At 71.3% G+C, this 15,416-nt stretch carries 15 protein-coding genes and 1 pseudogene; 9 read left to right on the top strand and 7 right to left on the bottom strand.

Annotated features, from left to right (window positions below; genetic code table 11):
- Positions 1-2 precede the first annotated feature (2 nt).
- Positions 3-1,247: an XRE family transcriptional regulator gene (locus AB0G35_RS08465; protein ID WP_360945733.1), complete on the bottom strand. Its 1,245-nt coding sequence runs from the start codon at positions 1,245-1,247 to the stop codon at positions 3-5.
- Positions 1,248-1,261: 14 nt separating this feature from the next.
- Here AB0G35_RS08465 and AB0G35_RS08460 point away from each other — a divergent pair.
- The 6 genes and pseudogenes from AB0G35_RS08460 to AB0G35_RS08435 all read left to right on the top strand — a co-directional run.
- Positions 1,262-1,375, top strand: a pseudogene (locus tag AB0G35_RS08460) (putative ATP-grasp-modified RiPP); the annotation flags it as partial.
- Complete coding sequence (gene tgmB, locus AB0G35_RS08455) at positions 1,375-2,343, top strand: ATP-grasp ribosomal peptide maturase (RefSeq protein ID WP_360945730.1); 969 nt, start codon at positions 1,375-1,377, stop codon at positions 2,341-2,343. The pseudogene AB0G35_RS08460 and the gene tgmB, both read left to right, overlap by 1 nt.
- Positions 2,340-3,506 carry an ATP-grasp peptide maturase system methyltransferase gene (tgmC, locus tag AB0G35_RS08450; RefSeq protein ID WP_360945727.1) on the top strand — a complete coding sequence of 389 codons (1,167 nt, stop codon included), beginning with the start codon at positions 2,340-2,342 and terminating at the stop codon, positions 3,504-3,506. The genes tgmB and tgmC overlap by 4 nt, the downstream gene beginning before the upstream one ends.
- Positions 3,507-3,581: 75 nt before the next feature.
- Positions 3,582-3,917: a DUF6087 family protein gene (locus tag AB0G35_RS08445; RefSeq protein ID WP_360945724.1), complete on the top strand. Its 336-nt coding sequence runs from the start codon at positions 3,582-3,584 to the stop codon at positions 3,915-3,917.
- Positions 3,869-5,146 carry a thymidine phosphorylase gene (locus tag AB0G35_RS08440; protein WP_360945721.1) on the top strand — a complete coding sequence of 426 codons (1,278 nt, stop codon included), beginning with the start codon at positions 3,869-3,871 and terminating at the stop codon, positions 5,144-5,146. Before AB0G35_RS08445 ends, AB0G35_RS08440 begins: the two co-directional genes overlap by 49 nt.
- Before the next feature lie 97 nt (positions 5,147-5,243).
- Positions 5,244-5,837: a Uma2 family endonuclease gene (locus AB0G35_RS08435; RefSeq protein ID WP_360945718.1), complete on the top strand. Its 594-nt coding sequence runs from the start codon at positions 5,244-5,246 to the stop codon at positions 5,835-5,837.
- A gap of 121 nt (positions 5,838-5,958) precedes the next feature.
- Here the strand turns inward: AB0G35_RS08435 and AB0G35_RS08430 are convergent, their stop codons facing one another.
- Positions 5,959-7,278: an MFS transporter gene (locus tag AB0G35_RS08430; protein WP_360945715.1), complete on the bottom strand. Its 1,320-nt coding sequence runs from the start codon at positions 7,276-7,278 to the stop codon at positions 5,959-5,961.
- Between the two features lie 128 nt (positions 7,279-7,406).
- Between AB0G35_RS08430 and AB0G35_RS08425 the strand changes: the two genes are divergently transcribed.
- Positions 7,407-8,408, top strand: a complete 1,002-nt coding sequence (locus AB0G35_RS08425; RefSeq protein ID WP_360945712.1) for a LysR substrate-binding domain-containing protein — start codon at positions 7,407-7,409, stop codon at positions 8,406-8,408.
- 161 nt (positions 8,409-8,569) lie between these two features.
- Here the strand turns inward: AB0G35_RS08425 and AB0G35_RS08420 are convergent, their stop codons facing one another.
- Positions 8,570-9,385, bottom strand: coding sequence for an alpha/beta hydrolase (locus tag AB0G35_RS08420; RefSeq protein ID WP_360945709.1), 816 nt, complete (start codon positions 9,383-9,385; stop codon positions 8,570-8,572).
- Positions 9,386-9,488: 103 nt separating this feature from the next.
- Between AB0G35_RS08420 and AB0G35_RS08415 the strand changes: the two genes are divergently transcribed.
- Both AB0G35_RS08415 and AB0G35_RS08410 read left to right on the top strand, forming a co-directional pair.
- Positions 9,489-10,649, top strand: a complete 1,161-nt coding sequence (locus AB0G35_RS08415; protein WP_360945706.1) for an adenosine deaminase — start codon at positions 9,489-9,491, stop codon at positions 10,647-10,649.
- A gap of 143 nt (positions 10,650-10,792) precedes the next feature.
- The gene (locus tag AB0G35_RS08410; RefSeq protein WP_360945703.1) at positions 10,793-11,083 is read left to right on the top strand and encodes a hypothetical protein; all 291 of its coding nucleotides are present in this window, start codon (positions 10,793-10,795) and stop codon (positions 11,081-11,083) included.
- 255 nt (positions 11,084-11,338) lie between these two features.
- On the opposite strand, the gene AB0G35_RS08405 is transcribed toward AB0G35_RS08410, so the two are convergent.
- The 4 genes from AB0G35_RS08405 to AB0G35_RS08390 form a co-directional block, all read right to left on the bottom strand.
- Positions 11,339-11,548, bottom strand: a complete 210-nt coding sequence (locus AB0G35_RS08405) for a PspC domain-containing protein (protein WP_360945700.1) — start codon at positions 11,546-11,548, stop codon at positions 11,339-11,341.
- 45 nt (positions 11,549-11,593) lie between these two features.
- A complete protein-coding gene (locus tag AB0G35_RS08400; RefSeq protein WP_360945697.1) occupies positions 11,594-12,109 on the bottom strand; it encodes a VanZ family protein in 516 nt (171 codons plus the stop codon).
- Positions 12,110-12,710: 601 nt separating this feature from the next.
- Positions 12,711-13,385 (bottom strand): hypothetical protein, encoded by a 675-nt coding sequence (locus AB0G35_RS08395; protein ID WP_360945694.1) that lies wholly within the window; start codon positions 13,383-13,385, stop codon positions 12,711-12,713.
- Between the two features lie 221 nt (positions 13,386-13,606).
- Complete coding sequence (locus AB0G35_RS08390) at positions 13,607-15,334, bottom strand: ATP-binding protein (protein WP_360946064.1); 1,728 nt, start codon at positions 15,332-15,334, stop codon at positions 13,607-13,609.
- Positions 15,335-15,416: the final 82 nt, after the last annotated feature.

Below are 15,416 nucleotides of genomic sequence, written 5' to 3'. Positions count from 1 at the left end.
CCTCAGGCGTGTGCAAGTTCCAGGACCTCGGCCACTGCGGGCAGTTCGCGGTGGGAATGAAGATGGCGCAGGGTCGGTTCGAGGCGTTGACGTGGGCGCACAGATGCCACATCGGCCGAGAGTTCCAGTGAACGTCGGGCGGTGGTGGCTGCTTGCTCGATTTCTCCGGCAGACAGGTATGAGTCGGCGAGCCAGGAAAGGTACAGGCTCTTGTCGCGGGCGTGAGTGTCCTCGTACCTGGACAGGGCGTCTTCCAATACGGGTACCGCACGAAGCGGGCGGCGCAACTCCGTCCAGCAGCGACCAGTCATGATCCGGAGTTCGTTGTGGTCAACCCATGCCACCCAGTCAGGTTGTGGCATCCCGTCGTTTTCACTGAGCGCGGTCTCTGCATCGTTGAGGGCCTGTTCCGTCCCCTTCACGTCCCCTGCGACGGCGTAAGCCCACGCAAGGCGTTCATGCAGCAGAGCACGGACGCCAGGTGGGGCGTCGGGACCAGCAGTGCGGCATGCAGTGAGAGCGATATCGATTCCCGCATTCCGGTCCTCACTGACTTTTTGATAGGAGAGGAAGGCCAAGGCATTACCTGCGAGGGCGGTATCCCCGGCCTGGGCGGCAGCTTGGTGGCTGGCTTCGTACAGGCTGCGGGCGTCGGTGTGGTTGCCGCCGTCGAATGCGGCCCATCCGGCCTGTTGAGCCTGTTCAGCGAGCACTGAGAGGAGTGCCAGCCCCGTCTCCTCGCTGTAGTCACAGTCGCGGATCAGGCGTTTCGTGGCCAGTTGCTCACCGAGATAGACCCGGTAGGTGTCGCCCCCACCCAGAAAGTCGTCAAGGCGTCGCAGGCGTGCCGTACGCTTCCGCAGCTGGTCGGGGACAGCGCGGCCGATCCGTCGACCGGTGCTGGTCTGGCTGAACTCTGGCAGACCGACGGCCAAACCAGCGCCGGCCGATGCCTTGAAGAACTCCCTACGCCGCACTGTGTCTTCTCCGTCCCGGCTGTCGGTGATGGCATTGGCGGACACGACGGGCGGGCGGCCGGATTGCCTGGTCGACTCCCACGCGCGAGGAGCGAGGCCGAGCATGTCACCCGGGATGCGCAGCGCATCTGCGATCTGGGCGATCTTTTCGAAGGTCGTGACGCTGCCCTGACCGCGCGCCAGAGCGCCAACCCTTTCAGGTTTGATATCGCACTCAGCCGCAATCTTCGAATAGCTGATTCCGGCCTCACTGCGTGCGATACGGAACACCCTGCCGAAATCGTGAGGTGGTCGAGATGGGCAAGCACGGCACCAGCTCCGGCACCGAGACCTCCACGACGACGAACTCGGACTCGCAGAACGACCAGGGCCACGACCAGGACAGCCAGCAGGACTGATGCCTGTGACCGAGGAGAGGCCGCTGCTGGTGGTCACCGAGGCGGACGATGTCACCGCCGACATGGTGATCACACAACTCAACCGGCGAAACGTGTCGGTGGTCAGGTTCAACCCCGCCGACATCGGCGGATGCCTGACGGTCTCGGCTCGGTTCGGCGCCGGCCCGGCCCCAGTGGCCGGGCAGGTGCGTACCCTGTCGAGGACCGTCGACCTGGATCACGTGCGAGCGGTGTACTGGCGCCGCCCCGTCTGGCCCGACTTCCCGTACTTGAGCGATGACGATGCGCGGTTCGCCGCCGCGCAGGTTCGCCATGGGCTCGGTGGTGCCCTTTACGCCCTCGAAGGCCCACTTTGGGTTAATCATCCCCTTCGTAACGCAGCGGCCGACCACAAGCCTGCTCAACTCGCTGTCGCCCAGCGGCTTGGCCTCACAGTGCCGTCGACGCTGGTGACCAATGACCCGGATGAAGCTCGGGAGTTCATCGCCGCACACGGTCAGGTGATCTACAAGACTCTGCGGTGGACCTCGTACATGCGAAACGGAGTTCCGGTTACAGGGTGGGCAGACCCGGTCACCGCTGCGGAGATTGATGACAGCGTGCGCGTGACACCGCACCTGTTCCAAGCCCGCGTGGACAAGGTCGCCGACGTGCGAGTGCTGGTGGTCGGCGGGCGAGCGTTCCCCGTGCGGATCGACTCCGACCTCCTGGACTGGCGCAAGGACTACTCCGCCCTCGCCTACAGCGTGGTAGACCTGCCGGACCACGTGGACAAGGCGCTCCTTGCCTACTTGGACCGCTTCGGGCTGGTGTCCGGGAGCTTCGACCTCGCCGTTGACCGGGCGGGTGACTACTGGTGGTTGGAGCTGAATCCGAACGGCCAATGTGGGTGGCTGGAAGAGAAGACCGGCCTGGGAATGTCCGCCGCATTCGCCGACCTGCTGACCCGAAGAGAGCCCGCCCCATGACGGAAACCGCATCCGAGCGACGTGCCCTTGCTGACCGGCTGGAGAAGGCCGGTGTCCTCTCGACCCCCCAATGGCGGGCGGCGGTCGAGGCCGTACCGCGTGAGCTGTTCTTGCACCCTGGGGTCTTCCTGCCCGTGGACGGTGGCCGCTGGCGACCGGTCACAGCGGTGGGAGCCGACCCGGCGGAGTGGGCGGAGATCGCCTACAGCGACCAGTCCCTGACCACTCAGCTCGATGGTCATCTCACCGCCGACCAGGCAGCTGACCTCGTGACAGGTGTGCCCACGTCCTCGTCCACTACGCCCGTCACCGTAGTCGGCATGATCGAGAGCCTGGATGTGGAAGACGGGCACCAGGTGCTGGAGATCGGCACCGGCACCGGTTACTCCTCGGCCCTGATGTGCCACCGCCTCGGCGAAGACAACGTCACCACGGTCGAGGTAGACCCCAACGTGGCGGCCCGCGCAGACGCCGCGCTGGAAGCAGCCGGGTTCTCGACATGGACCGTGACGGGGGACGGTCTCCTGGGGCACCCCCGCCGCGCCCCGTATGACCGGGTGATTGCGACCTGTGCCGTACGCCGCATCCCCCACACCTGGATCCGGCAGACGAAGCCGGGCGGCATCATCCTCACGACCATTGGCTCCTGGCCCTACGGCACGGGTCTGGCAAAGGTGACCGTGGGCGAAGACGGGACCGCCGAGGGCCGGATCATCGGCCGCTCCTCGTTCATGCAGGCTCGGGCGCAAGCCGTGGTCCCGCCGGCCGGCGACCTGTCCGCACGCACGGCCTACCCCGACAGTGAGCGGGCGGCGAAGGTGGCGCCGGTCATGCTGGAGGAGTGGATGCCCGCCTTCCTCGCCCAGCTTGCCGCGCCCGGCGCACACCTCGTTCGCGCCTCGACGCGCGAGGAACGAGAGCTCCTGTACCTCTTCGACCCAGAGCGCGAGTCCTTCGCGCAATTCACGTCTGACGGCGATGGCTGGACCGTCCGCCAGGGCGGCCCGGTGGCCCTGTGGGACGACATCGAGCAGACCCTCACCGCATGGCAGGACACGGGAAGCCCCGGTATCACCGCCGTACAGCTCCAGATCGACAACAAGGCCCACACATATGGGATCGAGGACGGCCCGTCGCTGCGCTGGCACCACCGCCTCGCGTGAACGAGCGCGAGGCGATCAACCCCGGCGGGCCCCCTACCCTCCTGGGGAGCAGCCGCCGAATCGTAAGGATGCGAGATGAACGACGAACCGTTGTCGGAATGGGCGGAGCGCCGTTACGCGAAGGTCGGACGGCTCCGCGCAATTCCCCTCGTCACCGGTGACGGCCCCAAAGGCTCGCACCTGAACCCAGATGCACCCCGCGCCATCCGATGTAGCCGACATCAAAGACAGGGCGAAGCCCACCGCACCTCAAGGGGCCGCGCCCCCAGGGCCGCCGCGCGGGTTCGTCCGCCCGCATCTGGCCACCCGGCATCTATGCGTGTAGAACGGGACGGGACCCACCCGTTCGAAAGGAACCGTCCATGGACGCCATCTCCGTCATCCGTACCAAGCGCGACCGCGGCGAACTGACCCCCGATCAGATCGACTGGGTCATCGACGCCTACACCCGCGGCGAGGTCGCCCATGAACAGATGTCGGCCCTGGCGATGGCGATCTTCCTCAACGGCATGAACCGCAAGGAGATCGCCCGCTGGACCGCCGCGATGATCGCGTCCGGCGAGCGGATGGACTTCTCCTCGCTGCCCCGCCCCACCGCCGACAAGCACTCCACCGGCGGCGTCGGGGACAAGATCACGCTGCCGCTCGCCCCGCTCGTCGCCGCCTGCGGCGCCGCCGTACCCCAGCTCTCCGGCCGCGGCCTCGGCCACACCGGCGGCACCCTCGACAAGCTGGAGTCCATCCCCGGCTGGCGCGCCCACCTCAGCAACGCCGAGATGCTGGACGTCCTCCGTGACGTCGGCTCCGTCATCTGTGCCGCCGGCGACGGCCTCGCCCCCGCCGACAAGAAGCTCTACGCGCTGCGCGACGTCACCGGCACCGTCGAGTCCATCCCGCTGATCGCCTCCTCGATCATGTCCAAGAAGATCGCCGAGGGCACCGGATCCCTGGTCCTCGACGTCAAGGTCGGCTCCGGCGCCTTCATGAAGCACCTCGACGACGCCCGCGAACTCGCCTCCACCATGGTCGAGTTGGGCAACGATCACGGCGTGAAGACGGTCGCCCTGCTCACCGACATGGCCACCCCGCTCGGCCGCACCGCCGGTAACGCCCTCGAAGTCCGCGAGTCCGTCGAGGTGCTGGCCGGCGGCGGCCCCCAGGACGTCATCGACCTCACCCTCGCGCTCGCCCGCGAGATGCTCGACGCGGCCGGGCTGCCGGACGCCGACCCGGCCAAGGCGCTCGCCGACGGCTCCGCCATGGACCACTGGCGCCGCATGATCACCGCCCAGGGCGGCGACCCGGACGCCCCGCTCCCGGTCGCCCGCGAACAGCACACCGTCACCGCCGCCGCCACCGGCACCCTCACCACCCTCGACGCCTACGCCGTCGGCCTCGCCGCCTGGCGCCTGGGCGCCGGCCGCGCCCGCAAGGAGGACCCGGTCCAGGCCGCCGCCGGCATCGAACTCCACGCCAAGCCCGGCGACCGCGTCACCGCCGGCCAGCCCCTCCTCACCCTCCACACCGACACCCCCGAAAAGCTCCCCTACGCCCTGGAGGCCCTGGACGGCGGAGTACTCGTCGGCGCCCCGGACACCACCTTCACGGCGAGCCCGGTGGTCCTGGAACGCATCGGCTGACCTGCGGTTTCCTCGTACGGGTGAACGGGATCGGTGGACCGGCGCCGGTCCCGTTCGGCATGCTGGGAGCGGTGACGTACCGATAGAGGAGACCGCCATGAGCGCACTCACCGTCGACCACGCCGCGGGCAACGGCCCCGAGTGGGACGACCTCGTCCGTATCTGGGAGCAGGCGGACGCGCGCGAGGGCTGGAAGGTGGAGATCATCGAGGGGATCGTCACTGTGTCGCCGCCGCCCGACAACAATCACAACTTCATCGCCGAGAAGGTCCAGCGCCGGCTGTACACCGTGCTCCCGGAGGACTGGGGCATCTACCAGACGCTCGGGACGGGCGTTCCCCTGCGCAAGGGCCTTTACATCCCGGACCTCGCCGTGGTCCCGGTCGATGTCGTGCTCGACGAGACCGGCGAGTACGTCCCGGCGTCCACCGCCAAGCTGATCGTCGAGGTCACCTCGAAGTCCAACGCGAGCAATGACCGGATCGCGAAGGCGGCGGGCTACGCCCGGGCCGGCGTTCCGCTCTATCTGCTCGTTGACCGCTGGGCCCCTGCCGGTCCGGCGATCACCCTCTACGGCGAACCGGTCGGCGACGTCTTCCGCGTGCTGCAGACCGTGAAGTTCGGCGATGAACTGGAACTTCCCGCCCCGTTCGCACTCACCCTGGACACCGGGATCTTCCCGGTCGACTGACGACGCGCCGCCCGATCCCCAACAGCGTACGACGAAGGGCCCGCCCCACCAGGACAGGTGACGGAACGGGCCCTTCGGCTCAGGGGAGGGCGGGATCACGGTGATCCCGCCCGGGTGCGGGTTATGCCGCCCGGGCCAGGTGGAGCAGGCGGCGTTCCGCGACGGCCTTGCGGGTGGCGTAGAGGGTGATCGACGCGGCGCCGAGCATTGCGGCGAGGCCGAGGAGGACGGTGCCCTGCCAGCCGACCGCGTGGAAGGCGGCGGCGCCCAGTGCGCCGCCCAGGCTGCTGCCGACGTAGTACGCGCACTGGTAGAGGGCCGACGCCTGGGCGCGGGCCGTCTTGGCGGTGCGGCTGACCGACGACGAGGCCACCGCGTGGCCCGCGAAGAAGCCGGCGGTGATCAGGACCAGGCCGGCGAGCACCGCGGCGACCGAGTCGGCGAGGGTGAGCAGCAGGCCCGCCGAGGTGGTGCCGACGGCCAGGTAGAGCGCGCCGCGGCGGCCCACCCGGGCGACCAGGTTGCCGGCCGCCGCCGAGGAGACCGTACCGACGAGGTAGATCACGAAGACCGAACCGACGATGCCCTGCGGGAGGTTGAAGGGTTCGGCGACCAGGCGGTAGCCGATGACCGTGTAGACCGCGCCGAAGACCGTCATGAACAGCGCGCCGATGGCGTAGAGCCGGCGGAGCAGCGGATCGGCGAGGTGGCCGCCGAGCGTACGGGCCAGCGCCCGCGGGCCCACCGAACGGGGCACGAAGTGCCGGGCCCTGGGCACCAGCAGCCGGAACGTCACCGCGCACACCACGGCCATCAGCCCCACCGCGCCGAGCGCGGCCCGCCAGCCCCAGGCCTGGGCGACCCAGCCGGTCACGATCCGTCCGGACATCCCGCCGATGCTGTTGCCGGCCACGAACAGGCCGATGGCCGCCACCAGCGCCTTGGCGCGTACCTCCTCGGCAAGGAAGGCCATCGCCGACGCCGGCAGCCCGGCCAGCGCCACGCCCTGGACGGCGCGCAGCGCGATCAGGACACCGAGCGACGGTGCGAACGGCACCAGCAGGGCGATCACCGCGGCCACCGAGAGCGACGCGGTCATGAGCGTGCGCCGCCCGAAGCGTTCGGACACCGCGCTCAACGGGATCACGCCGAGGGCCAGTCCGAAGGTGGCCGCCGAAACGGTCCAGCTCGCCTGGTCCGGGGAGACCCCGAGGTCGCCCGAGATGGCGGGCAGCAGTGCCTGGGTGGAATACAGGAGGGCGAAGGTGGCCACTCCGGCGGCGAAGAGGGCGAAGCTCATCCGGCGGTAACCGGGGCCGCCCGGCCGCAGCTTGCCCGCCTCGGGGTCGGGCGCGGCGGCGGAGGAAGAGGAGCTGGTGGACAACTGGGGAGAGGCGGCCGCACGGTCGGTGACGGACGCCCCGGTATCAGCGGGAGGCATGCTTCGACCGTAGGGCCCCGTACTTCATGCGTCCAATGCATGGAAACTGCATAATCGATTCCGTACCGCATGAGCAGAGGTCAGAGGGGCCGCTGTTGCAAGGTCGCAACAGAAAAGACGGTGAGGCAGTGGGACGCAACCGTGCGGCGGAAGCGGGCCGGGGCGGCGCGGTCGGGCCGGTCGGGCCGGTCGGGGCGGAGTCCGGCGAGGCGGCCGAGCTCGGCGTCGGCTCGTGGGCGGCGGTGCTCGCCCCGCGGCTCGCCCAGTTCACCGCCGTCGCCCGGCACGAACACGTCACCCGGGCCGCGCAGGAACTCGGCGTGCCGCAGCCGACCCTCAGCCGCGCCATCGTCCGGCTGGAGGACGACCTCGGCGTCGCGCTCTTCGCCCGGCACGGCCGTACGCTCTCCCTCACCCCGGCCGGCCGCTCCTTCCTCGCCGCCGCCGAACGCGCGCTGACGGACCTGGAGCGCGCCACCGAGTCCGTACGCGCCGACGTCGACCCGGCCGCCGGCAAGGTCGCCTTCGGGTTCCTGCACACCCTCGGACCGGAGACCGTACCGGGGCTGATCCGCAGCTTCCGCGCCGACCACCCCCGCGTGCGCTTCCAGCTCGTGCAGAACTACGGCGAGGCGATGATCGAACGGCTCCGCGCCGGCGACCTCGACCTGTGCCTGACCTCGCCGGTGCCGGACTATCCGGACCTGGTCGCCCGCCGGCTCGACGAGCAGAAGCTGCGGCTGGTCGTCCCGGACGACCACCCGCTGGCCGCCCGCAAACGCATCCGGCTCGCGGAGGCCGCCGGCGAACTGTTCGTCACCCTCGAACCGGGCTACGGGCTGCGCCGGATCACCGACGCGCTCTGCGCCGAGGCGGGCTTCACCCCTCGCGTCGCATTCGAGGGCGAGGAGGCCGAGACCCTCCGCGGACTGGTCGCGGCCGGCCTCGGCGTGGCCCTGCTGCCCCCACCGGCCGTACCGCGCCCGGGAGTTGCCGAACTGACGGTGACCGCCCCGCGCGCGGTCCGCGAGATCGGCGTGGCCTGGCTGGACGGCCACCCCGACACCCCACCGGTCGCCGCCTTCAAGAAGTTCCTGCTGAGCAGGAGGGGGCGGCTGCTGCCGCGGTGACGGGACCCGGTGCGGCACAACCCGCCGCCACGGTGCCGGTGCGGTACAACCCGCTACAACGGTGCGGGTGCGGCACAACCCGCCGCCACGGTGCCGGTGCGGCACAACCCACCGCACCGGCACCCGAGTTGGAGCTCCCCTCAGCCGTGTGCGAGCGCCCCTCAGTGCCGCAACGATGCCCCGAAGCCGGTGGCCAGGGGCATGCGGAGGCCGAGGGGTGGGGGTGCGGCGAGGGCGTCCTTGACGGGGCGGGCGTAGTCGTGGGCGAAGAGGGAGCCGAGGAGGAAGTCGGTGGCCAGGGCGAGGACTTCGGCGCGGTGCTGGTGGAGGGAGTGGCCGTCGGAGTGCACCTCGAAGCGGCAGGTGTCGCGGTTGATCTTCTTGGCACGCTCGGCGTAGCGGTAGGACAGGTCGGGGTCATGGCGTTCGTCGTTGGTGCCGTGCACGAGCAGGACCTGGCGGCCGACGAGTTGTTTCACCGGATCGGGCTGCTCGCCGGTGGCGCGGTGGTCGGGCAGCCAGGGCGCGATGGCCAGTACGGAGTGGACGGCGGGGTGGCCGGCCGCGTGCAGGGCGGCGCGGGCGCCCATGCCCGTACCGACCAGGCAGACCGGGACGTCGCCGTAGCGGCGCACCACTTCTTCCAGGGCCCAGGTGGCGTCGCGCGCGGGGTCGGCGGCGGAACCGTTCCAGCCGCGGCAGCGGTAGTGCACGACATGGGCGGCCAGGCCGTCGGCGCGCCCCGCGCGGGCCAGCCGGAGTGCGAGCGGGCGTACCGCGAGCGCGGTCACCGGCGACGGTCGGCGGATACCGGTCGGTCCGCCCCCGGGCAGCAACAGGGCGACCCCGCTGACGGGGCCGGCCCCTCGCCCGCTACCGCCCTTCCACCGGAGCGCTTCGCGCGCCCCTTCTTTGCCGTTCGCTCCCAGCGGTTTTCCCAGCCGGGCCTCGCGCACCGGCAGCGCTTGCTGAGCCATGACCAGAACGATGTCAGAAGGAGAGGTGCCCGCCACCCTGTGGACGGGTCACTGTTACGTATCGTTCGGTGCTATCTACGCGCGTAGGGGCTACAGTGCCGAAATGACGAGCGAGACCACCACCCTTCCGAGCAGTGAACAGATCCGCCGCGCCCCCAAGGTGCTGCTGCACGATCACCTCGACGGCGGCCTGCGCCCCGCCACGGTCGTCGACCTGGCCCGCGAGACCGGATACACCGGTCTGCCCGAGACCGACGCCGAGAAGCTGGGCATCTGGTTCCGCGAAGCCGCCGACTCCGGCTCGCTGGAGCGCTACCTGGAGACCTTCGCGCACACCTGCGCCGTCATGCAGACCCGCGACGCACTGGTCCGGGTGGCCGCCGAGTGCGCCGAGGACCTGGCCGCCGACGGCGTGGTCTACGCCGAGGTCCGCTACGCGCCCGAGCAGCACCTGGAGCAGGGCCTGACCCTCGAAGAGGTCGTCGAGGCCGTCAACGAGGGCTTCCGCGAGGGCGAGCGGCGGGCCCGCGAGAACGGCCACCGCATCCGCGTCGGCGCCCTGCTGACCGCCATGCGGCACGCCGCCCGCGCCCTGGAGATCGCCGAACTCGCCAACCGCTACCGCGACTCCGGCGTCGTCGGCTTCGACATCGCGGGAGCCGAGGCCGGCTACCCGCCCACCCGCCACCTCGACGCGTTCGAGTACCTCAAGCGGGAGAACAACCACTTCACCATCCACGCGGGGGAGGCCTTCGGCCTGCCCTCCATCTGGCAGGCGCTCCAGTGGTGCGGCGCCGACCGCCTCGGCCACGGCGTCCGGATCATCGACGACATCGAGGTCGCCGACGACGGCTCGGTCAAGCTCGGCCGGCTCGCCTCCTACGTGCGCGACAAGCGGATCCCGCTGGAGATGTGCCCCACCTCCAACCTCCAGACCGGCGCCGCCCCCTCGTACGCGGAGCACCCCATCGGCCTGCTGCGCCGGCTGCAATTCCGCCTCACGGTCAACACCGACAACCGTCTGATGAGCGGTACGAACATGTCCCGGGAATTCGAGCACCTGGTCAAGACATTTCGCTACACGCTCGACGACATGCAGTGGTTTACAGTCAATGCGATGAAATCAGCGTTCATTCCTTTCGATGAACGTCTGGCGATGATTAATGACGTCATCAAGCCCGGTTACGCGGAACTGCGGGCCGAGTGGCTGTTCCGCCCGATGGGCTCAACGTCCGCTCCGAGCAGCGCTTCTGACCGTACGTAACGGGGCAGCGCGAGCATATAGCGCAACGGCCGGTGGAATGTCCACCGGCCGTTTTTTGTTTCCTTGTGGCTGTTTGCGGCGCCGGTAGCCGCATCACTAGGTTGATGGGCCGGTCAAGCCCCCATCAATGAGGACGTAATTCGATGAAGCAGGGAACGATCAAGACTCTCGGTGCCGCCGCGCTCGGTGCCGCCCTCGCCGTCACCGCCGCGGGCGCCGCCTCGGCCGCCCCGGCGACCGGCGCCGCCGACACCGCCGGCGGTCTGCTGCACAGCGCCACCGACACCGTCTCGGGGGCCACCAAGAGCGTCAACGGCGGCACCAAGGCCAAGCCGGGCAGCAACGCCGTCAAGACGCACCTGAACTCCAAGGGCAACAAGCTCCTCGGCGGCCTGCCCACCGGCGCCGTCGGCAAGGCCCTCCCGCTGGGCTGAGCCCCGCACACCCCGCCGCCCTCCGGGGCGCGCGGTGCACCGTCCCCGGCCCGTACGCCTCGGCAGGCGTACGGGCCGTCGGCTTGCCGAGGCACGGCCACCTGTCACGCGGCAGGGGGCCTGCTCGGCACGGGGACCTACCCGGCGCGGGGACCTGCGCGGCGCGGTGGCCTGCTCGGCACGGGGACCTACCCGGCACGGGGGGCTCGCCCGGCAGGGTGGCCCACCAGGTGCAGGGCCTACCAGGTGCGGGGACTACCAGGCGGCGGCGCCGTGTGCCTTCTCCTCCGAGGGGAGGAGTATCCACAGCGCGAGGTAGACCAGGAACTGCGGGCCGGGAAGCAGACACGAGACCAGGAAGATCACGCGCATCGTGGCCGGTGTCGTACCGAAGCGACGGGCCAGGCCTGCGCACACTCCGGCGATCATTCGGTTGTTGCGGGGACGGACCAGTGCGGCGGCCATGAGAGGCAACTCCTTTGCGACTACGTGGGGCGTTTGCCCGATGTCTCAAAGGTAGGTCCGGCTGGCCGAGAGCACGTCAGCCCGTGGTGTGACGTCGACCCTGGAGATCTTCGGGGTTGCACCCCCGAGACGCTCGTACCGTCGGCGGAGCCGGCCCCGGGCCCCGGGGACGACCGCCAGGTGCACCACCGCCACACCCAGGGCGTTCAGCAGCACCGAGTCGACATCCGGGACCCGTCCGGGGATCCCTGACTGCAGCAGTTCGATGGCCAGCGCGATCATCGCGCCGGCGAAGACGGTTCGGGTGAAGGAGACCAGCGGCGAAACGTACAGACGGCCGGCGGAGAGGGGCAGCAGCACGCCCAGCGGCGCCAGCAGCAGGACAGGTCCGCCCAGATGCTGCACGGCTTCCCACGACCAGCCGGGCGCCAGCTCGGCACGGATCGTCGCGAGCGGTTCGAGGTTCGCGGCCGGCACCCAGGGCACGGTCCGGGGACGCAGCGTGAGCCAACCGACGATCAGCAGATGCGCCACAAGGAGAAGGAGTCCGGTGACGCGCATTTGGGGGGAGGCGGTGGTGCCGTGGCCATGACGCTGCACAAAGCCCAGGACGCCAGGACTGGTGGCCGTGGTTCCGCCCTATTGCACCCGTCTTGGAGCGCGGGGCACGGGGCACGGGGGGGGGCGGGGCGCGGGGCGCGCGGGCCGGTCGTGGGGGTGGGGCGTCGGGCGTTGGGGGCGGGTTGTGACCTCGTCGGCCCGCCGGTCCGCTGGCCCGTCGGCCCGTCGGCCCGTCGGCCCGTCGGGTCGGCCGGGTCGGACGGTCGGCCGCGGCCAGTTCGGTCGCGCGCGCAGGGTCCGCATCCCCCCACCCCCGAACCCACCCCCCGCCCCCTCCCCCGAAGGGGGAGAGGGGGAGGGGGCGGGGGAAGCGAGAGAGGTGGCGGGGCAAGCCTCGAACCGCCGGGGCGAGGGGCCCCAGCCCCAGACCCAGACCCACCCGGTCCCAGCCCAGACCCACCCGGTCTCAGCCCCAGCCCCACCCGGACCCAGACCCAGGCCCAGCTCCAGACCCACCCAGACTCAGCCAGCCCCATCCAGCCCCAGCCCTGCAGCCCCTCAGCCCTCGTACCCCCTCAGCGCTCGCAGCCCCCTCAGCCCCTCAGTCCCTCCCCGTCAACGTGTCCCCCCACCCCGCGTGGTCCGCTATGTCCGGGTTGGTCAGGACGTCGGCGGAACAGTCGTAGCGGTGGGGGGCGGTGTGGTCGGGGCCGGCGAGGACGGCTGCATGGGTGCGGCCGAGGGCCGGGCTGGCGCCGTAGGTGCACACCAGTTGGGCCAGGGCGAAGGACGGGAGGTCGTCCGGGGGGAGGCTCAGGCGGAGGGCGTCCGCCGGGTCTCCCGGGTGCGGGCCCTCGACCTTGAGGTCCGCGGGGAGCGCGCTGCTGAAGCCCGCCTTCTCCTCATCGGGGGAGGGCGGCTGCTGCAGCGCCCGGAGGAGGGCACGGGCGGTACGCAGGCGGACGTCGGTGTTGGCCGGGCCCTTGGCCGGCGGCATCGTCCGCTCCACCTGGGCCAGCGCCGAGCCGCACACCAGGTACAGCGTGGCCTGGGTGCCCCCGTCCGGCGCGGCCTCGCCGGCCGGGGCCTTGCAGCTGACCCGCGCGGGCGCCCCGCCGGCGTCCACCGGCACGGACGTACCGCGGATCCCGCAGCCGGTGGCGGCCAGCGCCAGCAGCGCCACCGCCCCGGCCGTACGCCGCCACCCGCGTCCGCCCGCTCCGTCCGTCCGCCCGGCCGCACGTCCGCCGGTCTGCCCGGCCGCGCGTCCACCCACCGCCCCGGCCGTACGCCGCCACCCGCGTCCGCCCGCTCCGTCCGTCCGCCCGGCCGCACGTCCGTCCGTCTGCCCGGCCGCACGTCCGTCCGTCTGCCCGGCCGCACCTCCGCCCGTCTGCCCGGCCGCACCTCCGCCCGTCCGCCCGGCCGCACGTCCGCCGGTCCGCCCGGCCGCACGTCCACCCGCCGGCCCGGTCGCCATCAGCTCTTCCCTCCCCGTCATCCCTCGTCCTCCGTACCCTTGTTGGTGGGCCCGGGCCCGTCCGGGGAGCCGTTCCGGCGGCCGCTGTCGGTCAGTGGGGACGCGTCCATCGGCAGGCGCAGGGTGAAGACCGCGCCGCCCTCGGGGAGGTTGGCGGCGGTGATCTCGCCGCCGTGGATGTGGGCGTTCTCCAGCGCGATGGAGAGGCCCAGGCCGCTGCCCTCGGAGCGTGGGCGGGAGGCGCTGGCCTTGTAGAAGCGGTCGAAGACGTGCGGCAGGACCTCTTCGGGGATGCCGGGGCCGTGGTCCCGTACGCGGATCACCAGCTGGCCGGTGCCGGGCCGGGCGTCGCCCGTCGGCTCTCCGGTCTGCTGCGGCTGGTCGGCGGCCTGCTCGGGCACGCCGGCGGTACGGCACGACCCCGACGGGCCGTCCGCCGCGGCGGGACCCTCCTGGTCGGCGCCGCCCGGCGTCTGCGGACCGGCCGGGCCGTCCGGCTCCTCGCCCGCCGCGTCCTCGGTACGTACCGACACCCGGACCGGCGAGCCGCCGTGTTTGAGGGCGTTGCCGATCAGGTTGGCCAGGATGACGTCGAGCCGCCTCGGGTCCAGACGGGCGACGATGCCGCGGTCCGCGTCCAGGTCCACCGCGTCCAGCCAGGCCCGCGCGTCGATGCAGGCCGTGACCTGGTCCGCGACGTCGACGTCGTCCAGCACCAGCCGGGCCGTCCCCGCGTCGAAGCGGGTGACCTCCATCAGGTTCTCCACCAGGTCGTTCAGCCGCCGGGTCTCGCTCACCACCAGCTGCACCGCGGGAGCGATCATCGGGTCCAGGGAGTCCTGCTCCTCCTCCAGGACCTCCGTGACCGCGGTGATCGCCGTCAGCGGGGTGCGCAGTTCGTGCGACATGTCCGCGACGAAGCGGCGGGAGGCCGCCTCCCGGCCGCTCAGCTCCTCGACCCGTTGTTCCAGTCGCTCCGCGGTGCGGTTGAACGTGCGGGACAGATCCGCGAGTTCGTCGGTGCCGGTCACCCGCAGCCGGGTGTCCAGCCGTCCCTCGCCGAGCTGCCGCGCCGCGTGTCCCAGCCGCTGCACGGGCCGCAGCACGGTCGTCGCGGCGGCCTGCGCCAGCAGCGCCGAGCCGACCAGTGCGAGCGCGGTCGCGATCCCCAGCGACCAGGCCAGCGAGTTGAGGTCCTGCCGCTCGGTGGCCAGCGACTTCATCATGTAGCCGGTCGGCCCGCCGCCGATCACCTTCGCCCCAGCGACGAGGTACGGGGTGTCCCCGATCTGCTTGCGCTGCCAGTACAGGTGGTGCGGGTAGCGGTTGGACTCGTCGACCGGACGGACCTCGTTCACCGCCTTGCGCAGCGAGTCCGGCACCGTCGCCAGCGTCAGCAGGTCCTTGTCCGTGGTGGCCGCGCAGTCCTTGCCCGACCGGTCCACGCCGATCAGCAGCACCGCGTAGTTCTGCGGCCCGGCCGCCATCTGCCGTGCCGCGTCCTGAAGTTCGGCGCACCGCGGGCGCAGCGGCAGTGACCGCGTGCTGTCCTCCAGCGACTTGCGGAAGTCCTTGAGCACCGCGTTCTGGGTACGGTCCAGCACGGTGTTGCGGTTCAGCCAGTACGCGATGCCGGAGGCGGACACCGCCGCGGTCAGCGCCACCAGCGCGAAGACCACCACCAGCCGCAGCCGCAGACTCGTCCAGCGCAGCAGCCCTGGTGTCCGGCCGAGCAGCCGCAGCAGCCGGCGCCCCGGCCCGGTAGCGGACGCGGGCGCGTCGGGGCCGCCGGCCGGGCCCTGCGCGCGCTCCTGCGCCGTCCCGCCG

This window comes from Streptomyces sp. NPDC021749, assembly GCF_040640655.1.
Classification (GTDB): Bacteria; Actinomycetota; Actinomycetes; order Streptomycetales; family Streptomycetaceae; genus Streptomyces.
This window is presented reverse-complemented; position numbering and strand designations above follow the sequence as displayed.